We start from the raw sequence: 20,894 nt of genomic DNA, 5'->3' as shown, positions 1-20,894 counted from the left end.
GGATATGAGAGAACTCTCAATTGAGGCGGGGGTGTGAGGGGTTTTGTGACGGTGTGTTTCAAACAAAAAGCCAGGCAACCGTTGAGGCTGTCTGGCTATGGAGTGACCCTATTCACCTGGGTTTAGGCTGTACAGGTTTGGGCGGTGGCGGCCAGGAGAATATGGGCGCGGGCTGGCCGATAAGTTTATCCAGGCCGGAGGGTCGCAGCTCAAATCGTTTCAACGTCGTTACGATTCTTGATTGAATGGACGCCGGCAGGACGCTGCCAATCCCCGTATTTGACCTGCTGTTCGATATTTGGAAAGCCACGGCGGGCGGAGCGGCCGCGGCGGTTTCCGTCACCTCGGAAGCATTACTGAACTGGGTACCGAAAGTGAAGTTCGATCCCGCACTTTCCTGGATGTTGACTCCAAATGACGACTCGAAATCATCTGCGGCAATCACCTCCCGACTACTCGACAAGCCGTCTGCACGGACCGAATCGGAGAAATCCGGGGTACTGGCACGTCTGGGTCTGACGGGACTGACTGCGCTGGCGGTGGTACTGGCAACGCTTGCCTGAGAAGAATGGCTGGCGATACTTGCCCGAGGAGTAGCACTGGCGGTACTGACAATGGAAGGGGTTCTGGCTTTTACACTCGAAAAGACCGGAACAGCCGTTGTCACAACGTCTTTGAATTTGACCAGATTGATCATGTCGATCCCCACCCCGATCCAGTGCAGGTTGTTTCGCGCGGTCGCATCTCTTGTGAACATGGCAACCCCTTCAACCCCCATCCCCACAACAAAAGTCGGTAACGTCAGGACATTCGCCGCCGTGGTGATGGCCGCCGTCGCGGCCAGCACTCCGTTGGCAATCGTCACGACGGTGGCGGTGCTGACGCCTGCAGCGCTGGCAATTGCCGTAGCAGCGAGTGCGAGTGGTACCGGGTTGAACGTGAATATACTCAAGGCAATGCCAACGGACAGCGCAACACCCGCTGCGGCGTACGCCACCGCGGGCCTGTCGAGCACTGAGGTCGCCATATGCCCCGACGGATCGCTGAACGCGATGGGGTTGCCCAGACAGTATTTGTAGCAATTGATCCCGCCTGCACCAAACGGGCTCGACGAGTCCGGCGAGTGGAAACGCATCAGGCAGGGGTTATAGGCCCGGTAGCCGCTGCCAAGCAAATACCAGCCGCTGGCCGGGTCGCGCACTTCGCCGTTGAAGGCCAGCAGGCTTTGCAATTGTGCCTCGCTGCTGCGCTCACCGTAGGCGGTGTAAACCGCCGTGCGCAATTCATCGGCCTGGCTTTCGGCAATCACCGAGTGCTTGGCGTCGGCGAGCAACAGCAAGGTCTGGCTGTCGTCGCCAGGTTTCTGTTGCCCCAGTGGATGGCCCCGGTGGCGAAGCAATTGGGTGTGTTGGCCGTTTTGCACCACATCGCTCAATTGGGTGCCTTCATAAAATCGCAGGCTTTGCGCTTCGCCCTCTGGCCTGACCGCCACCAGGTGGTCATGGGCGTCGTAGTCATAGGCCGTTACCGGCTGACCGCTCGCTGTCGTGACCCCCAGCAGGCGCCCCTGACTGTCGTAACTCAACTGTTGTCCCAGTTCGTCGCGCGTCAGGTTGCCGTCCAGGTCGTAACTGAAGTCTGTCACCAGTACCTGGTAGTCGGCATGGCTGTGGGTGGCTTTGATCAGTTGGCAAGGGTCGTCGTTGGCGAAGCCGAATTGGGTATTGTTCTGGCTGCCGTCATCGAAATCGGTGCTGCTGTAGATAACGTTGTCGATGGCATCGAACTCGAAATACTGCCTGACGATGGCATTGCCGAAACGATCCTTGGGTAGTTCGTCGCCCGAGCATTTGTACAGTTCCAGTCGTCCGCGCAGGTCGTACTCGAAGGTTTCAAGCAACGCGGTCTTGTTATCCACCCGCAGGTGGCGGGTCTGGACGTTGCCATCGGCCAGGTAGCCGAGCTCGATGGAGCGGACAGGTTGCAGCGGCTGACCCGTGCTGTCGCGCAACGCGAGGGTCCGCTCGATTTCCTGTCCAATGTCGTTGAACGTCAAGGTTGTGGTCAGCGTGTTGCCGCTGCCCAGGTCGCAGCTGGTGGTGCGGTACAGGCGTCCGCAGTGGTCGTATTCGAACGCCGCCTGCAACTGGCACTGGCGCAAGCCCATCAGGCGCCCATTGGTCAGGTTGTAGTCGGCTTCGGTGAGTTGCTGGCCGACGTCGGTGCGACTGAGCATGCGGCCCTTCAAGGACGTGGTGAAGCGCGTGACCCATGGCACCGGGTTGCCCGGTTCTTTCCAGCTTTCGGTGCTCAGATGCCCGGCGTGGCTGTAGGTGAACCTATAGGTGCCCTGCGCACTGCTCGACGTTTCAAGATTGCCGTTGAGCAGGTCATAGTCGTACGTAATGTCACCCTCCGGCGGTTTGATGGCGGTGGGTTGGGTGGTCAGGCCGGGCTTGTATTCATACATGATCGGTTTGCCGGCCGGGGTGATTCGGCGACAAGGTTGCACGCGCCCGTCCTCATAGTGCAACTGCTGCAGACGCCCCCCGACATCGATCTGGGTCAGCCGCTGCAGGCCATCGTATTGCTGGGTGCCCAGGGGCACGGGCGGCAGCACAATGTTACCCGGCTGCACGGTCAGCGAGGTCACCAACGGTGTGTCGGTGTGCGGGGAATAGGTCTGGCTGATGACCGTCAGGTCGGGAAGGGTGTTGGCAACCAGGCGTCCGTGGGCGTCGTAGCGAAATCGCGAAACGCGACCGAGCGCATCGACTTCTTCGGTGCAGTTGCCCAGGCCGTTGTACTTGAAGCGGTGCACACTCACGCGCCGCCCGCTCAAATCATACAACTCGGTCCTGGCGGTTTTTTCAAAACGATTGGTCACCGTCACGGACTTGCCCACACCTTCGGTCCACTGTTCAACGGTGAAGGTAATCGGGTTGGCGCGGGTGTGGCTGGTGACGCCATCAGGCCCGGTGACACTGTCGCGCTGGCCCCACAGGTCATAGGTGTAGGTGTTGGTCAGTTTCAGGTCGGTTTTTTCCAGCCAATCGATTTCGGTTTCGGCGAGCAACTGATTGAAAGGGTCATAGCGGGCTTCGTAGGTCAGGCGAAACAAAGGCGGATTGCCCCCCGCGTTGTCGAGGTCCTCCTGCTCCTCTTTGACCGTGCGCCCCAGACCATCGAGCCAGGTACGGACCTTGGCCTTCTTGACGTCTTCCATTTCCTGACCGGCCAGATCCGTCACCGGTGATTCGCCCTGGCCTGCCGGACGTATCAGCCTGTAGGTGAACGTACGACTGGCCGGATACGGCGTGTTGGGGGATTCCTCTTCCTTGACGACCCGGCTCAATTGGTCGTAGCTGTAGCGGACTTCATCATCCTTGTCGTTGATCAGCAACGGCTCGCCATTGAGCAACGAACGCTCGTGGGTGACACTTTTTGTAGCGCTGTCAAAGTCGGTGCTGACGGTTTCCACGGTGCGCAACACCGTTTCACCGGCGAACGTGGCATAGGTGGCGTTCGTTTTGCTGTAGGCGTATCGCGTCAGCGTGGTAAAGCCTGGCGCCTCGCCCGTGGTGACGGCCTTTATTTGCCGGCGGCCATGGGTGACGGGATTGGCAGGCTCGTTGATGAAGGTGTAAAGCACTCGCTGCAACAGCTGCTCGGAGGTTTGTCTGACCTCCAGCAGGCGTTCCTCGATCAATGCGACCCAAGGCGTCTGGCTGCCATTGATGGGCAGCATCGATTCATAACGGTAGCGCGAGCGCAACGTGGCGCCGCCACTTTGCAAGTCTGGCACCAGGGCAGGGTCCGAAGACGGGGTGACGGTTTTTTCTCGCACATGGCGAACGAAGCCGTACGGATCTGCCGGACATTCACCGGGCACTTCTTCGGCCGGGTAGTACACGATCTCTTCGGTGATGCCATTGGGTTGCACCGTTTTGATCAGATTGCCGTGGATGTCGTACTCGGTGAGCTTCTTGTCGTAGCGCCAGCTGCGCGGGTCGTCCGTCAGGTACCACATCTCGGTGACCTGCCTGGCCAGTTGACATCGCGGGTCCTGGTTCTCGAACGTATCGGTGTCGTTGGCGTAATAAGTGGTATCGAGGGATTTTCGGCAATTGCCCTGAGTCGACACCTGCGCCGTCATCAAGTGGAACCGATTGAACGTACGGGTCACGGTACGTACGGCTTGAGTACCGTCCATCAGGCGCTCGGTGGATTCATACAGGTATTGGCCGAGGACCTTGTAAAGGTTGTCGCCTTCGTCGTCTTCCCAGTCGATGGAGGCGTTGCGCCCCAGGAAATTGTTGCCATTGTCGCTGTAGCTGTAGTTCATCACGATCGGTGGCTGGCCACCGCCAGGTGCTGTCACATGGTCGGTGACCCGGGGCAGGTTGTCGTAACCCGAATTGCCCGGATAACCGTGGCCGCTGTCGTTGTACCCAATGGTTTCGTGGGCACCCAGCGGGGTCCAGACTTGTTTGATGCACAACTGGTCGCGTTCCTTGCCGTAGAGAAAGCGCCAGCCAGCGCCATTGGGAGTGGGCAGGCTGATACGGACCAACCAGTCATTTTCCATGTGCAGGGTAAAGACCGCCAACGGCACGCCTTGCACGGGTTTCAGGCGAATTTCGACGGTGTTCGCGGTGAGGTTGCGGATCACCTCCAGCAAAAGCCCTTGATTGTCCCGTACGGTGCTCAGCATCCGGCCCTTGGCAAAGTTCTGATAGGCCAGGGTCACTTCATGGCCCTGGGGCGAATAGAGTTTGACCGGCATTGCCACTTGCGGCGTGCTACCGGTCAACTTGAGGATTTCGACCAGCCCGTTGGCGTGCGCCACCATGAACTCGCCACGTGGGTCGCTCTTGAGTTGATAGAGCTTGAAGGTCGGGATTTTCTGCTCTTTCATCTTCAGCCGATCGGGCTCACCTTCGTCGGCATAGTTGCCCGTGACCTTGAAACTCTCGCCTGAATGCAAGGAAATGATCTGATTGCTCGGCCGATATTCGGTCAGCGCCAGGCTCCAGCCGGTACCGAAACCGTTGTCGAGGGTGTTGAGCGGGTTGAAGCCCAGTTGCAAGGGCACGACCGGGCCACTGAGATCACAGGTTTTCACTTCAGGCAGTGAACAGGAAACCGTATAGAGACCGGTCCGCGGGTCGACCCCGGACTTTACAAAACTGGCAAAGTTGGTGGCGTTGGAGTGCAGTGCGGTGGGGGCGGTCATGGTTGAACCTCGAAGACAGTGCGCCGTTACTTACGCTCGACGCGAATACAGGACAGTTTTCCCTTCACGTCGTTGCCGGGCCGGAACCGCACTTTCATCAATCCGGGGGCAATGATGCTGCCGTTACTCGCGTCGGCTATCGATGCAAGATTTATTTTTTCTGTAGAGGTCGGTTGCTTTACCGTCAGCAGTTCTATTTCCCAGCCTTCATTGTCCAGGCACTTGGGTGGAAAACCAGGGAACCCATCAAACTTGTCGTCGAAGTAAGTAATGGTCAATGCAGAATCTGCGTCATTGAGTGATGTGAAATACGCTTGGTCGTTAGTGCAGCTGTAATTGCTGAGTATATAGTCTTTCGGTCCGCCGTCCGGTGCTGTTTCCGCGGGAATGCTGCAGGTAAATCCCTCCATGTTTTCATAAATGACAATGGTTCCGGCAGCCTGCGAATAACCCGCCTGAACAAGCGCAAGTCCTGCCAACAACCCGCCGATAAATAACCTGCTCTTGTCCATGTGGAATGACTCCGGTGGTGTTATTCAAATGGTCGATGTGCTGACCTTTTGAAGAACACTATCAGGATTTCGATCCGGGTAAACCTAGCAGTTCTGATAGTTCCCAAGCCGAATGTTCAGGCGTAGAACAGTGTTCAATAACTCCGGCGTCCACCCACTTGCCGTGATAACTGCCTGAAGTAAGGAAGTTCAATATGATCGATCCGAACCCCGCGCCGACCCTCCCTGCGCTTGAGGCTGACAACGCCATCGACGTGGACAAGTTGGGCAGTGCCAAGCTGATGACCTACATCAACTTTCCCGATATCGAGAACAGCGACGGCGATACGCTGATCCTCAATTTTCGCGGCTGTGCGGCCGACGGCACGGTGGTCGATGAGCTGAACAATCAGGTGACGGTGGACACTTCCCTGTTGACGCCCGATGGCATGCCGGCAGAGATCGAAAACCATACGATCGTCAACCTCGATCAGGGCTGGGCGTTCTACTCCTACCGGGTGCAACCCTTCGGTAACCCGACGCCGGGCGATGAGTCCAAACGGATTTTTTTCTATGTGGGCAAACGCCCCCGGGCCAGGCCTGCGTTGCCGGTGCTGCAAATCAAGGAGTCACACGACCTGCAACTGGATGTGGACGCCGCGCCAACCCTGTTGGGCGTATTCATGGTGCCTTACGAAGCATTGGCGGTCGGCGATGTCGTCACCCTGCATTGCCGGCGCTTTTATGCGGATGGCCAGGAATACTTGCCGGCGCTCGCGTATCCCAAAGATGTGCTGAAGGCCGATCTTGGCAAACCGCTTGCCCTGCATTTGCCCAAAAGCGACTTGCGTCGGGTGAACGGCGGCCGGGTCGAAATCCGCTACGGCATCCAATACGCGGACACCACCGACGAAAAAACCCTGTCTGCCACACAAACCTTCCAGCTGACGGCGCCGGATCCGGCGACCCTGTTGCCGGCCCTGACCATCGTTGGTCACACCAGCGGCACGCCGATCAAACCGTCGCAATTTCTCGAAGGCATGCCCTTGCGCATCGATGCCTGGCCCGGCATGAGCGCAGGCGACGAGGTGTTGTGTTATGTCGACTCCGAGGCGGATGCCGCGCACGCCTTGATCCTCAAGACCCAAGTCGATATCTCGACCATCGACCGGGGCTTCATCGAGTTCCTGGTCCCCGGCGATTGGGTCATGGCCAGCAACGGTTATCCGATCAATCTGCAGTACCAGTTCGCCTGGATCGGCGCGGCGATGTCGTCGGTTGCTTATCCCGCGGTGGTCCGCGATCGGCTGAACTTGCCGATGGTGATCGTCGAGGGTGCCCGGCCGGGCAATCCGCCTGTGGTGGGGGAAGGTGATATCGACGCCGTGACGCTGGTGAGTTCCGGCATCAATCTCAGGCTCGATGACGACGCCAGCTACGTGCCCGTCGACAAGATCGAGGTGCACTGGGATGGCTATGGGACCACCGGCAAACACACGGTCAGCACGCCCACCGTGCCGGGCGGGCGTACGTTCAATATTCCGTCGCGCTACATTCCGGCCAACATGGACCGGCAGGTCCCGGTCTACTACTACGTCACCCCTCAGGGCGAAGACGTGCCGGAAAAATCCGGGACCTTCACCGTGCGGGTGGTGCCGGTGCCCAAAACCCAATATCCGACCATCCAATCGACTCAGGCACAGGGCTCCAACGGCAGTATTTCCATTGTGCTGGTACCGGCTCAGGGTGAAAGGTTCTTTTTCCAGCCAGGCTGGGTCTACATGCGTGAAGACCAGATATTGAATGCGTTGCTCAAAGGTAAAAACAGCAGTGGCCAGGACTACAGCTTCCCGCTGTTTGACCAGCATGTCGTGACCAAGGCGGAAGTAGACAGCAAGTTGGTTGAAATGCACATCAGTGCCGCGGAGTTGCGAAAGTTTCAGCTGGGCAACTTGACCGTGGCAGTCACTATTACGTATGAGCCCGGCGCTGTAACTACCCTTAATGATGCGAGATTTACGTTGCAGGCGTGATGAATGCACGTCGACGTTGGATCTCTATTCGATAAACAAGGATCACTATCATGGCCAAGTCAGTCAATCGTGCAGACTATTTGAAGTGGATGGCATTGGAATCGCGCACTAACAAGTGGAGTGCATTCGTTGCTTATGACCGCGATCAATGCAACCGCCTGCTGCGGCAAGAATACATTGAGAAGTTTGACAGTGATTCTTACATGCCGCCCATTGATGACACCTATGCAACCGGTTTGACCACCTGGTACTGGCTGAACGATTACCAGACTGACGTTGCCCGTTTGAGTTTCGAGAACAATCCTGACGAAAACGGCAACTATGTCGCCGAAGCCAACATGAGCATGGCGATTGTGGGTGGTACCGAAATTGAAATGTTCACCAATGCAGGCGGTACTGCGGAAGTGGTAAAGATCGGCTCTTACGACCCGCTTGACCATCCAGAACTCAAGGCCAACCGGGTATTGCTCAAGGACATACGAGGGGAGGTCGACCAGGGCGGTACAGTGGTGCTGGATCTGGGGGATCCGGCGACACAACGCTACACCTGGGAATTGACCGGTTCGCGGATCGAACATGTGCGTCGGGTGGGCGGGGCCTATTTCAAGAGAAAATTCCGCGAAGCCGACCCGGAGCGCAGAACGTTCAAGTTGGGACAACTGGCCCATACCGAGCAGGAGTTTCTCAAGCCGGCGAAGTTCAAGTTACGCACCGTCATGGAAGAGGGTGCCAATGTCAGAAATGCCGCCAATTTCGGCAATGGCGCGCTGGAGTTGCGAATCGCAATGAAGGGGGAGTTGGAAGGCGGGACGCCTGGAGAGGATTGGTACTACCCGATCCCGAATGATATGCCAGGGATCAATGCAAGCCTGATGCTTTCCAATCAGTTGTTCATGCGAAAAATTATTGCTGAAGCGGTAGTGCGCGCATTCGGCACCTCTATGAACGACCTGGTGGAGTTTTCGGGTGATACAGGGTTGATCACCAACTATCAAGCCAAGCCAGAAAGCGTGGCGTCTATTAAAATGCCCCCGGTGAGTTTTGATGTGGTGGGCCACAATGGGCTGATAGAGCATGTGACGCTGGGCGCGTTTCCATTGAAAATGTATGTCGATCAGGATAGAAAGTTTGGCCTGGGGTTGGGATCAGACTATTTGGGTATGGGCATTGCAGGAGGTGATGCTCACGGTGGTCAAATAGTCAATTGTGTAATTAATGGCCGTTCACATGATCTGTGGCTTGCAATTGGAATGTCAGGTCGCTACCTGCTTTCGATAGATGAAGAACGTAAAAGGTTGGTAATAAAAGTTGAAAGTCTGAATTTTGACTCCTTTGCATACTCTCCAAATGCTGACATCTCTTTGGCTGTCAGGAATTACCTCAATAACAAGAACACGGAGGGAGGCTTCAGAGATGACATGGCGCCTGTGATCACTGGTGTCGTCATTAATATGCTCAATTCAATTGATGCCATTGATCTGTTCGTCGCCAATAGCCTGCTGTTCAACAGCACCGATGCGGTGGAATTTCAAACTGTGCATACACCCGGCGACTTCCTCAGTTTCGCCAGCATCAGCCCGCGCCTGACCACCTTCGCCGTCGAGCCGCAAGAAAAGATACTGAGTTATGGCGAGACCTTTACGTTCAGTACCTCGCCGGTGACACCCGGGGTCAAATGGAGTGTCAGTAACCTCGACGGTACAACCGCCGGCGCCGGGACAATCGACGCCAACAGCGGCAGATACATCGCCCCGGGCCTCGACCAGATAGAGGGTACCTATAAACGCGTGAAGATCACCGCAACCGGTGGTGGCAGTGCCGGCAAACCCCATATCAGCAAAGCCCTGATCACCATCGCGGCCCGGGCCATCACGCTCAATCCACTGGTTCAGACATGCCCTGCATCGGGCGAGGAATTGCAGAAGCGGGATTTTTCGGCCAGTGCCATGAGCGGTGCGCTGAAATGGACCGTCATCGGTGAGGGCACCATGCCGCAGACCAGCCCGGATCGCGGCAACGTCTACACCGCGCCACCGCAACAGAAGTTTACTGACAAGACATTCGTGATTGAGGAGGTCAAGGTCGAAACATCGCGACATTCACAAACTTCCTATGTTGTGGTGACGCACAACATTCAGGGTCTGGTCATGAAGATTGAGACCCAAGGCCTGCCACCCGGGCAAGCGCAATTCTCTGCCACTTCCGGTAATCAGGAACTTCCTGCACCGCCAACCTGGAAATGCTTCCCCGAGACGGGCGCGGGAACGATTGACCAAACCGGTCTTTACAAAGCAGACCCCAACAGCCAACACCAATTTGTGATCATCACGGTCAGTTGTGTTCTGAACGGCACGTTCTTTTTGGGCGATGCATTCTCCATTCAACCTTTGCCACTGGGTCCCATGCCGCCCAGACCAGACCCGGAAGCGCCACAACGGGGAGCTGACGGAATGCCGGAAGTTTAATTACCGCTGTTGTTACTGAACAAATAAGCGCTATTTCGAGCCGCTTGGACAGTCAAGAAGGCTCTCCAACTGCGCCGGCACTTTTATTGTTGAGGATAATCATCATGGCCAGCAATTCACTCGCCAGTATTCTTGAAAAGATGAAACAGCAAACCATCACCGAAAAGTGGGGCGCCGTTCTTGCGCTTGACCGCGCGCGGGTTAATCGGGTGTTGCAACAGCAATGGCTGGAAAAATACGACGGGATCAACTTCGTTCCAGCATTCAGTGGCGAGATGTATTTGAATGACTCCAAAACCGAACGGGGCGTGTTGAAAGATGTGATGTTGGGCCGGCCGCAGTTGTCATTCGAGCCGGCCGCCCTGGATAACTCCCGGGCGTTGTTGACCTTGAGCATCCTGGGCGGCTCGTTCACCGCTTACGAGCAAAACACCGGCCTGTTGTACAGCTATGAAATCACCGAAGCCCAGGGTTACACGCTGACCATCAAACTCGACCTGTCACTGGTGGTGGGCGTGGTCGACCGGCTGGGACGGGTCACCCTCAAGCTGACTGACGGGGTCGAATTTGCCTGCAACCTGGCGGCCCCCGCCGCCAGCCAGCAGAAGATCGGCGAGTTCTTTCATGAGCGCTTCAGGCAACTGCCGCTCGAGCGCCAGGTGTACGAAGTGGGGTATCTGGATCTCAACCGGGGTGGCGATCTGTGCCCGACTGATTTCATCATCCTCACCCAGCGCGCGCCGGGGGCGGAGTTGCCCGGTGCGGCCAATGCCCAGGACGGCGCGGTAGTGGTGATGATCAAGCTCAGGGGCAGCGAGAAGGGCGGAGATATCCCTTCGAAGGATTTGTTCCCCTACTTGATTCCGGATGACCAGCAAAACGGAGTGCCTCTGTATTCGGCGACCCTGGTGCTGTCCGAAGACTATGTCGCGCGCGCCGACGACGAGAAACTCGAATTGCTGCAGAGCATCCTGTTTCCGGGCCGGAAAAACGTGTTTGTCGAGCATTCGCGGCATACGCCCCGGGACATGGTGGTGTTCGGCAGCCTGGAGCCTTCCACCAGCTCGATGACCGTCCAGCCCGAGGTTCACAGCATGAAGGCGGGCGGCAGCCCGATCACTTACAAGGCCTATATCAATGGCGCTCCGGTCAGCGACGTGACCTGGTCGGTCAAACCCCTCAACACCATCGGTTCGGGGGGCAGGATCGACCCGGCCACGGGTGTCTACACGCCGGTTTCCGCGGCGCAGATCGGGACGCAACTGGCACGCAACATCGTCACCGCCACTTGGCTGCAGCCCCCAGAGGACGGCAAACCTGCCGTGGAGCATCGCGTCTCGGCATTGGTGCTGGTCACCACCGAGGCCATGACTCTGTCGCCGGCCTGCGTGCCGCGCCAGGTGCGGGGCGCGCCCGTTACCTTCGTGGCCACGGCGCTCAGCGGCAGCACCCTGACCTGGAGCAAGCCTGAATACGGGACCCTGGTCGCCAACGGCAACACGGCGGTCTACACCCCGCCGGCGCAAGATTTGCCGGAGCACTTCCTGGCGCAGCCCATCGAAGTCTCGGATGGCACGGGGGAGACCGTGCAAGCGTGTGTGGTGCTGTCCAACTTTGCCGCCACCATGAAGATCGAGCCGGCTTTTGTGAGCACCCTCGCGCGTTCCGGCACCGTGAAGCTGGAAGAACAGTCGGACGTGCCCATTGAGTTCGAGCGCCGCTGGCAAGTGCTGGGCGACGATGGCGGCACCGTGCAGGATGGCCTGTTCCAGGCGCCCGCACAGAGCACCAAGCCGTTCAGCGTGGTCAAGTGCGACATCTTCTATGAAAACTTTCTGGTCAAGACCGGCTACAGCATCATCAAACTCAAGAACTTCGACGACGAGCCCGGTTGGACAATGGTAGGCGAGTTCAACCTGACCGCACTGCGCTCGAAAAAGCTCTACAACAACGGTCTGCAGATGGTGCCCATAGAAATCCACATCGAAACCAATGGTCGATCCCTGACGGCGGAAGAGGAGGCCTCTGTCAGGCTGCATTTTCTCAGCTCAAGGAACCAGGTGTCTGAAATTCAGCCCGGTCAGGATGGCATTCCGTACGTCCCGGGCAGCAATGTGCTGTGGGCTCAGGCATCCAAACAGAATGACTACAACACTTATCAGGGCACATTCGACAGCGACGCGAGCGCGGCGCCGGCGGCTGAATTGCCCAACCGATTCACGCGCTATCTGGTCACACGGGACAAAGAGGTCACGGCGTTCTTTGCCTTGATCCATAACCCCGATGGTGTGCCACTGCCCTCGGATCAATATCCCGGAGAGGAAACCGGCATCATCAAGATCGAACCCCAGCCATCGCCTGAATTCAATCCCAGCAATTTCAGCTTCGTGCGTCGTCGCATGTCAGAGGGGGGCGAGGGTGACGCTGGAGACAAAGAGAACGAAGCCGACTTCGACAAGTATCTGACCACCGTCGACTATTACGATATTGAACTGAAGGAAGGCCTCAGGGCCCTGACGTTCAGAACGCTGGAGCTGGCGAGGCCACAGCCGGGTGAACGCTCTCCAGTGTCGATCGTGGCTTGGGAAAGCCCGTGGGAGAACGAAAAAATGTTCTCCTTTACCGGTTACGCGTTCAACGATCCGAAAAAAGACGATGACCGCAACGTGATGCATTACGACTCGCTGATCAAAGCCAACCCGATTCTCAAGCCCGTGCTGGAACATTCCGTGCGCGGCGGCGTGGCAGAGGGGCGCCTGTTGCTCGCTCTGTTTCGTCGTACCGATGTTCAACAGGACGACTGGCGTGGCAAACCGGGCAACAAGGATTTGCATCCGTTGAAAAGGGAGAATGGAAGACCGGCAAGCCTGCAGATGATTCTCACCGACAACGAAGGGCATCGGCACGCAATACGAATCACCTTCCGCGATGGCAACCGCAATCGGTTTTCCCTCACCGCGCTTCCAGAACTTTGACGACGGCTGCGGCGCTGACAACAGCGCCGCCGATGCCGGTGCCTTTTCTTTTCCTCTGTCGAGGGCGTAGCCATGACCCGTGTTAACGCAGAAAAAACCAATGTGCATTCCAACGCGTTCAACTTCAGAAGTTTCGTCAACTCGGGGGTCGACCCGCGCACGGGTTTGTACACCGTGGGCCTTTCGCTGCACGAAGTCGAAGTCAATGACTTGCGCGGGCCGGTGGTGCCTTTAAAGCTCCATTACAACCCGCTGAGCACGATCGACAACGGTTACGGTGAAGGCTGGCGCGTGGCATTGACGCAATACACGCCCAGCACGCAGATCATCGCTGTGCATTCCGGTGAAAGCTTCAAGGTCACGGGCACCTACGCCACCGAGGGCGAGGCTGACCGCTTGAAGATGAAAGAGCAGAAAATCCAGAGCTTCAAGCTCTACCAACTGACCAACGACCCCCGCGGCGAGTACAGGGTGGTCCACTCCAACGGCCTGGTCGAGATCCTCCAACTCACCGGCAGCACGCCGCAAGTGGCGATGCCGGTGAAGATGTATTCCGCGCAAGGGCACGGAGTGACCCTGGCCTACCAGCAAGCCGGGCACGGGCGCATGCTCGGCACCCTGCGCGATAGTCAGGGCGTGCTGCTGGAGATCATTCGCAACCTCACCGCCAGTACCGTGGAAATTCGCCTCAAACCCGTGCAAGGCGTGCCGCTGGCGGTCTACACCCTGCACCTGGAGGGCGACCAGATGACGCGCATTTCGCTGCCCACCGGCAACGGCGCCGGTTGGCGATTCCTATACGGTCGCGAGCGCGAGCAGACGTGCATCAAGGAAGTCTGGACGCCGCTGGGGGCTCACGAAATCGTGCAGTACAACGATAGCGGCCATGGTTTTCCCGGCCCCGTGGATTTCCTGCATGTGCCACGGGTCACCGACCACATCACCGAGCCGGGCGGTGGCCAGCCGCCGATCGTGGTCAATTACACCTACAGCAACAACGGCAACAATTTCCTCGGCCGCAACGCCTCTATTGCCTGGGATGACAGCGGCGAGGACAACCTCTACAAAGTCCTTGGCGCCTATCTGTATCAGTCCACCGAGCGACTGATGGACGGCGACGACGCCGTTCGCACCGTCACCCGCACCTTCAACCGTTTCCACTTGCTGACCTCGGAAGAGACGACCGAGGGCACCCATCGCAAAACGGTCACGACCACTTACTACGCCAACGATACCGATACCTTCGACAACCAGGTCCCGCAGTGCCAGCTTCCCAAGCAGGTGGCGAGCCGCTGGGAGCTGACCGACGACGCGCGCACCTGGCGTGAAGACAAGGAGCTGAGCGAGTACGACATTCACGGTAACCAGACCCTGAGCCAACAGGCCAGTGGCGTCATCGAGAGCACCTCCTGGTACCCGGCCGAAGGCGTGCCCGGCGAATGCCCGCAAGACCCCTACGGTTTTGTGCGGCACATGCGCGAGAAAACCGTGACCCCGGCCTCGGACCCGCTGCTGATCCCCGACGTGCAACCTGGCGCCGCCGTATTGCGCACTCGCTACAAATATGTCGAAAAAAACCCCATCACCGGGGTCATGACCACACCGTGGGTGGCGCTGGCGGAAGAGTCGCTGCTGGAGGTCAATGGTCAAACCGAAACCCTGCTGGAGCGCACGGTCAATACCTACGTCGAAAAACCGGGAGACAAGCTGCTGCATGGGCAAATCGAGCAGTCGGCCGTCACTCAGGGCGTGAACCCGGGTTACACCACCACCACCGCGTTCACCTACAGCAAACCCGGCGCCACCTACGGCACCTTTGCCGGCGAAACGGTGCTGCGCACGGTCCAGACCCTGAGTACCGATTTCGATGCGGTCAGCAAAGTCATCACCGAGGAACGCTCGCTGCTCAGCGGTCTGCCGGTGCTGACCACCGACAAGGACGTGCAGATCCGCACCACCTACGACGTGCTGGGCCGCACGCTGACCGAGACAGTCGCCCCGGACAGCCCGGAACACGCGGCGACCCGCACCTATACCTATCGTCTGATCCGCCCGGCGGGGCAGGGTGAAACACCGGAGTCACAACCGGCCAGCCAGGTGGTGGAGAACGTCAAGGGCGTGAAAACCCGCACGGTGTTCGACGGCTTGAACCGGGCAGTGTTCGAGGAGCAGCAGGATGTCGACAATGCCGGTGGTCAACCACCGCAGTATCGCGCCATCTACGGGGCCAATTTCAACGCCTTGGGGCAGATGATCGATGAAACCGAAATCGACTGGCTGGAGAAACAGGATCGGCCGCTGACCAGCACCTTTACCTATGACCATTGGGGTCAGCAGGAGAGTGTCACCGGTCCCGACCAGGTGAAGACCTGGACGCGCGTCAACCCGATCACCTTCCGCACCGAAGAGTGGATCGAGGGCATGGGCAAGACGGTCACCCTCAACAACCGCTTCGATAAACCGGTGAGCGTCGAGCGCCTGGACCTGAGCGACAAACGCATCAGCCTGTACAGTTACAAGTATGACGGCCTGGCTCGCACGGCATCGGAGAAGAACGCGAGCAATTTCGAAACCCTTTATCGCTACGATGTGTTCGATCGCATGATCGAAACCCGGTTGCCGGACCTGGCCAGGGTGGTGCGCGAGTACGCCCCCCATAGCCGCAACGACCTGCCGACCCTGATCAGTGTCAACGGCAAGGTGCTTGGTACGCAGACTTTCGACGGCCTGGAACGGATGACCGAATCGAACACCGGTGGGCGGGTCACGAAGTATCAGTTCGATTCCAGCGACAGCCAGCCGGACCGGGTGATCCGGCCCAGTGGCGACGTGATCGAGTACACCTACGCACCGGCGCTGACGGAAGAGCCCCTGACCCGTACCGCCAAGCCCAAGGTGGCGACCCTGGCGCCGATCGAGGCGACTTACACCTACGATCCGCTCAACGCGCGCTTGCTGGAGTCGACCGAACAGGGCCTGACGCTGGCACGCACCTACAACAGCAATGGCGAAGTGGTGACCGAGGCCCGCGAGGGCTACGACATGACCTATGTGTACAGCCGACTGGGGCGACTGGTGCGATACACCGATGTGCTCAAACAGGTCCAGAACTACGAGTATGACGACGGCGGCCGACTGATCTCGACCGAGCTGGGCGAGGCGGGGAAACCGGGGCATGTGAAAAGTGTCTTTGCCTACAACGACCAGGGCCTCACGCAAAGCATTCACACCGAAGACACGGTCGCGAAACAGAGCCTGACCATCAGCCTGGACTACGACGCCCAGGGGCGCGAGATTTCCAGGGTGTTCGACTTCGGCGCCACCGCCGAGCGTTTGAGCCAGACCTGGAACGGCCTGGACCAGGTGGTGATCCGCGACTTGAGCGAGGGGGCCGATGGCGGCGGTGCTTCCCTGCGCCATGAGACTTATGAATACGAGTTGCGCGGGCGCCTCGAGTACTACACCAGCAGCGGTCCGCTGTCGCCGGTGGACCCGGCGGGTAAAACCATCATGGAGAACGAGTTCTACTTCGATGTCATCGATAACATCGAGGAAGTCAGAACCAAATTCGCCGGGGGCAGTAACACCGCGCTGTACACCTACGACCGGACCGATCCGGCACAGCTGGGCGCTGTCACCAACTCCCATGCCGACTACAAGGTGTTCGATGCCGTCATGACCTACGACGCAAACGGCAACATGCAGCAGGACAGCCAATGGCGCATGACCTATGACACCCTCGGCCGGCTGGAAACGGTCAGCGCGGCGGACGGTGGGGGCTCCAGAAGCTACGGTTATGACGGTGAGGACACCCTGTCGGCAATGCGCGGCGATGGCGCCGACGAGCGACTTTTCTACCGTGGCGATGAGCCGGCCAATCGGATCGATGGTGAAAACAGCAGCACATTCATGTTCGGCAACGGGACCGTGCTCGCCGAGCAGCAGGCAGGTGCCGACCCAAAGTCCTGATGCTGGCCGGCGACGACAAGAATAGCGTCTTGTCGCAGGCCGGCGGGCAGGGGCGCAGGCCGATCACCTATACGGCTTATGGGTATGACAAGGGCGAAGAGGGCAGCCTTGGCTACAACGGCGAGCTCCGGGATTCGTTGACCGGGGATTATTTCCTGGGCAAGGGGTATCGGATGTTCGATACGCGGTTGCTGCGGTTTCAGTGCCCGGATGGGGATCGGTGGAGTCCGTTTGGGGAGGGGGGGTTGAATGCGTACGCCTACGTCAATGGGAATCCCGTCAAAAATAAAGACCCGTCAGGGCATGGAGTGCTCAAATTATTACCAATAGCGCTAATGATTAGCCAGACTGACGCAGCCAAAACAGCTTCAAGGCTAACGGCTATGTCGATCAATAACGCTGATGATTATTTGGATGGATGGATTGTGCACTCGGCTTCTGCCGCAAGCGCGCAACGTGTTACGGAAAACAATCTACCGGTTGCGAGTTCTAGTCGAGGTGCACGAGCGTCTGATTCGCAAAGCGTTGTCTCTCCGAAAAAAGGCCCTAAGAAGAAGGTCAGTTTCAATGAGACTGCGGAGCGAGTCACTTATGAAAAAGGATTGAAGGCGAAGCATTGGACAACGATGGATGAGTTGTTCAATGCAATCGAAGAAACAGAGCGGGGCATTGATCCTGTGCCGAAGATGTCATTGCAAGAATACACGCAAGGCCAGAACGCACTCGCCGCACGGGCAGGGCGCACTCTGGATACAGTCGCGCAAGCAAGAGCGGATATTAGAAAACCGGCCAAGGAACCACCCGTGCTGACTCGAGCAGGGAGGAGGCGATATATGTAATAAATGTTGGGGAAATTCTAGATTCCCAACCCGCTCACCCGAGCAAACTCCACCAACCCACCGTCATGGCCAAGTCCCAACTTGTCCATGGCGGTGCGTTTCTGCCGGCTGATGGTCTTTTCACTGCGGTTCAACTGCGCCGCGATCTGCCGCCCGGACAAGCCCTGCACAAACAACCGCACCACTTCCAGCTCGCGCTCCGACAGGCTCCCCAGCGATGCATCCTGGCGGGAGGCGGGCAGCAGGGGGGCAAACGTGCGACAGCGATAGGGCTGACCACTGGCCACGCGGCTCACTGCCCGTTTAAGTTCGCCCAACGGGCTGCGCTTGTCGAACAAGCCGTCGACACCTTTGTTGAGCAACGCTTGCAGCAATGAGGGATTGCGCAGCATCGTCATCACGATCAGGGGAATGTGGGGGAAGTGGCGTTTGATATAGCCCATCAGCGCCAGGCCGTCGGGAAATTCGCCATGGGGCATCGAGTAATCGCTGATCACCAGATCACAGGGCGTGTGGGTCAGATGCCGGATCAAGTCATCGGCGTCGCTGGCCTGGGCGACCACCAAGCAGGCCGGTCCGCTCGAGGCCAGGGCCATTTCGACCCCTTTGAGGACCACGGGATGATCATCGGCCAGGATGATGCGCAGGGTTCGGTCCGGGCGGTGCCTGTGCGATACGGGCGTATCGTCACAGGCCTCTTCGCGGGAGAGAGATAACGGTATGGATCGGGGTGTTTGTTCCAGTGGCATAAAGGTCTCAACAGGCATCGACAATGCGCTGACCGCTGAAGGCAGACCCGTTCAAGAGGATTGAATCAAGCCCTGTTCCAGCGCCTTGGCCATGGCGGCCCAGCGCGATCTCACGCCGAATTTGCGGCGGATATTGCAAAAGTGGTAGTTCACACCAGCCTCGCTGCATTCGCAGATCCTGGCGATTTCCCAGGACGACTTGCCGGCCACCCCCCACTTCAAGACTTCCTTTTCCCTGGCCGTCAGGCTGATCGCCTGGGGTTGCGGGGTTTGCGGCAGGTCGAAGTCGACCGGGGCTGGCGACGATAGAACTGATGCATTAGTGGAGCGGTACATAAGCGAATCTCCCATTCATCATCATTGACGGCGTGGGCGCGGTGGAATCTTCCTACTGCGTGATGGCGTGGTTCGCGCGACCGTCCTGCAACCACCGGTGCGGCGGCTGGAGGCACGATTTCCTTATAGCGCGATTCCCTTTCCTTGGAACCTGTCACAAATTACAGGTGGCGAACTGTAATCAAGCATCGGGCAAAAGGCTGTCAGGCAAAAGAACGATGTTTGTAGGAGTTATCTCGGAGTTCTTGGGTCATGCGCCTGGGCGATAATTTTTTGATAAAGCGGGCTTTTTTACCCATGGCGAAGGTCGGAGAGGGGGCTGGCGCCGGTCGAAAAAATGTCCGGCTCGCCGCTCGCCTTCGAAAGGCAACGACCAGGCCGTCCGTCGATTTGAAACGCCGCGCTGGCGCGTTTGCCGATTTGAGATAGGGTTGTGGCTTGGAACCCGCGCCACAGGAGAACTACATGCGCTATTCAGCCTTGACCCAACGAATCGCCGGTGACGGAGCGGCGGCCTGGCAGATTCATGATCGAGCGCTGCAATTGCGCGAACAGGGTATCGATGTGCTGCTGCTATCGATTGGCGACCCGGACTTCGATACCCCGCCGCCTATCGTCCAGGCCGCCGTCGCCAGCCTGTTGGCCGGCGACACCCACTACCCGCCGGTGCGCGGCACCCTGGGCCTGCGCGAGAGCATCGCCCGCCGGCACCACCAACGCAGCGGGCAGGGGGTGTCGGCCGAACATGTGGTGGTGTTCCCCGGGGCGCAGTGCGCGGTGTATTCGGTTGCGCAATGTGTGCTCGACCCGGGCGACGAGGTGATTGTTGCCGAGCCCATGTACGTCACGTATGAAGGGGTATTCGGTGCCATCGGCGCCAGGGTGATACCGGTGGCGGTGCGGCCGGAGAACGGCTTTCGGGTCGATCCGTTGGATATCGCTGCGTTGATCACGCCCAAAACCCGCGCCATCGTGCTCAACAGTCCGAACAATCCTTCCGGCGCCAGCTTGCCGCTGATGATCTGGCAGGAGATCGCGTCGCTGTGCATCCGCTACGACCTGTGGCTGATCAGTGATGAGGTCTACAGCGATCTGCTGTACGAGGGCCGGCACATCAGCCCGGCCAGTTTGCCGGGCATGGCCGAGCGCACGGCGACCATCAACAGCCTGTCCAAATCCCACGCCATGAGCGGCTGGCGGGTAGGGTGGGTGATCGGGCCCAAGCGCCTGGCCGATCATCTGGAGCATTTGTCGTTGTGCATGCTGTTCGGCATTCCCGAATTCATTCAGAACGCCTCGCAACTGGCGCTCGATGAGTACCTGCCGCAAGTGGCCGCGATGCGCGATGAGTATCGCCAGCGCCGCGACCTGGTGTGTGCCGCCCTCAACCATTGCCCTGGCCTGCGGGCGATCCGGCCTGACGGCGGGATGTTCGTGATGGTCGACGTGCGCCAGACCGGACTGACCGCCCAGCACTTTGCCGAACGGCTGCTGGAGGGTTACGGCGTGTCAGTGCTGGCCGGCGAAGCCTTCGGCCCGAGCGCAGCAGGACATATCCGCATCGGCCTGGTGGTCGACCAACCCCAACTGGCCGACGCCTGCCGACGCATAGCACTGTGCGCAACCGACATGCTCGAAGCGCGCCGAGCCTGAAATTGGCGGCGCCAGCCCTGACGCCTTCGCGAGCAAGCCCGCTCCCACAAGTGGATGCGTGAACGCCGCCGATCAACTGTGGGAGCTGGCCTGCCAGCGATGACTGATTGCCTGATCCCCATGTTGGAATGCATCCCCCTGTGGGAGC

10 protein-coding genes are annotated in these 20,894 nt (G+C 58.7%); 6 read left to right on the top strand and 4 right to left on the bottom strand.

Features of this window, described 5'->3' with window-relative positions; translation table 11 throughout:
- Positions 1-112: 112 nt before the first annotated feature.
- Positions 113-5,236 carry an RHS repeat-associated core domain-containing protein gene (locus B0W55_RS22825; RefSeq protein WP_077048172.1) on the bottom strand — a complete coding sequence of 1,708 codons (5,124 nt, stop codon included), beginning with the start codon at positions 5,234-5,236 and terminating at the stop codon, positions 113-115.
- 26 nt (positions 5,237-5,262) lie between these two features.
- Positions 5,263-5,748 carry a hypothetical protein gene (locus B0W55_RS22820; protein ID WP_077048171.1) on the bottom strand — a complete coding sequence of 162 codons (486 nt, stop codon included), beginning with the start codon at positions 5,746-5,748 and terminating at the stop codon, positions 5,263-5,265.
- A gap of 194 nt (positions 5,749-5,942) precedes the next feature.
- Here B0W55_RS22820 and B0W55_RS22815 point away from each other — a divergent pair, with 194 nt between their 5' ends.
- The 5 genes from B0W55_RS22815 (at position 5,943) to B0W55_RS22795 (ending at position 18,008) form a co-directional block, all read left to right on the top strand.
- The gene (locus tag B0W55_RS22815) at positions 5,943-7,760 is read left to right on the top strand and encodes a hypothetical protein (RefSeq protein WP_077048170.1); all 1,818 of its coding nucleotides are present in this window, start codon (positions 5,943-5,945) and stop codon (positions 7,758-7,760) included.
- A 50-nt stretch (positions 7,761-7,810) separates the two neighbouring features.
- A complete protein-coding gene (locus tag B0W55_RS22810; RefSeq protein ID WP_077048169.1) occupies positions 7,811-10,225 on the top strand; it encodes a hypothetical protein in 2,415 nt (804 codons plus the stop codon).
- A gap of 104 nt (positions 10,226-10,329) precedes the next feature.
- The gene (locus tag B0W55_RS22805) at positions 10,330-13,200 is read left to right on the top strand and encodes a hypothetical protein (protein ID WP_077048168.1); all 2,871 of its coding nucleotides are present in this window, start codon (positions 10,330-10,332) and stop codon (positions 13,198-13,200) included.
- Between the two features lie 72 nt (positions 13,201-13,272).
- Positions 13,273-17,169 (top strand): RHS repeat domain-containing protein, encoded by a 3,897-nt coding sequence (locus B0W55_RS22800; RefSeq protein WP_077048167.1) that lies wholly within the window; start codon positions 13,273-13,275, stop codon positions 17,167-17,169.
- Positions 17,169-18,008, top strand: a complete 840-nt coding sequence (locus B0W55_RS22795) for an RHS repeat-associated core domain-containing protein (RefSeq protein WP_077048166.1) — start codon at positions 17,169-17,171, stop codon at positions 18,006-18,008. Before B0W55_RS22800 ends, B0W55_RS22795 begins: the two co-directional genes overlap by 1 nt.
- A gap of 17 nt (positions 18,009-18,025) precedes the next feature.
- Here B0W55_RS22795 and B0W55_RS22790 read toward each other — a convergent pair whose 3' ends face one another.
- Together B0W55_RS22790 and B0W55_RS22785 are read right to left on the bottom strand one after the other, a co-directional pair.
- Complete coding sequence (locus tag B0W55_RS22790; protein ID WP_083743219.1) at positions 18,026-18,757, bottom strand: response regulator; 732 nt, start codon at positions 18,755-18,757, stop codon at positions 18,026-18,028.
- Between the two features lie 51 nt (positions 18,758-18,808).
- Complete coding sequence (locus tag B0W55_RS22785) at positions 18,809-19,093, bottom strand: LuxR family transcriptional regulator (protein WP_077048173.1); 285 nt, start codon at positions 19,091-19,093, stop codon at positions 18,809-18,811.
- 465 nt (positions 19,094-19,558) lie between these two features.
- Between B0W55_RS22785 and B0W55_RS22780 the strand changes: the two genes are divergently transcribed.
- Positions 19,559-20,746 carry a pyridoxal phosphate-dependent aminotransferase gene (locus B0W55_RS22780; RefSeq protein WP_077048165.1) on the top strand — a complete coding sequence of 396 codons (1,188 nt, stop codon included), beginning with the start codon at positions 19,559-19,561 and terminating at the stop codon, positions 20,744-20,746.
- Positions 20,747-20,894 lie beyond the last annotated feature (148 nt).

The organism is Pseudomonas sp. KK4 (genome assembly GCF_001984065.1).
Classification (GTDB): Bacteria; Pseudomonadota; Gammaproteobacteria; order Pseudomonadales; family Pseudomonadaceae; genus Aquipseudomonas.
This window is presented reverse-complemented; position numbering and strand designations above follow the sequence as displayed.

Bases quoted from the DNA above. Each gene is read 5' to 3' on its own strand.
- B0W55_RS22795 (WP_077048166.1), top strand. From the start codon at position 17,169: ATGCTGGCCGGCGACGACAAGAATAGCGTCTTGTCGCAGGCCGGCGGG.
- B0W55_RS22810 (WP_077048169.1), top strand. From the start codon at position 7,811: ATGGCCAAGTCAGTCAATCGTGCAGACTATTTGAAGTGGATGGCATTG.
- B0W55_RS22780 (WP_077048165.1), top strand. From the start codon at position 19,559: ATGCGCTATTCAGCCTTGACCCAACGAATCGCCGGTGACGGAGCGGCG.
- B0W55_RS22805 (WP_077048168.1), top strand. From the start codon at position 10,330: ATGGCCAGCAATTCACTCGCCAGTATTCTTGAAAAGATGAAACAGCAA.
- B0W55_RS22820 (WP_077048171.1), bottom strand. From the start codon at position 5,748: ATGGACAAGAGCAGGTTATTTATCGGCGGGTTGTTGGCAGGACTTGCG.
- B0W55_RS22785 (WP_077048173.1), bottom strand. From the start codon at position 19,093: ATGTACCGCTCCACTAATGCATCAGTTCTATCGTCGCCAGCCCCGGTC.
- B0W55_RS22815 (WP_077048170.1), top strand. From the start codon at position 5,943: ATGATCGATCCGAACCCCGCGCCGACCCTCCCTGCGCTTGAGGCTGAC.
- B0W55_RS22800 (WP_077048167.1), top strand. From the start codon at position 13,273: ATGACCCGTGTTAACGCAGAAAAAACCAATGTGCATTCCAACGCGTTC.
- B0W55_RS22825 (WP_077048172.1), bottom strand. From the start codon at position 5,236: ATGACCGCCCCCACCGCACTGCACTCCAACGCCACCAACTTTGCCAGT.
- B0W55_RS22790 (WP_083743219.1), bottom strand. From the start codon at position 18,757: ATGCCACTGGAACAAACACCCCGATCCATACCGTTATCTCTCTCCCGC.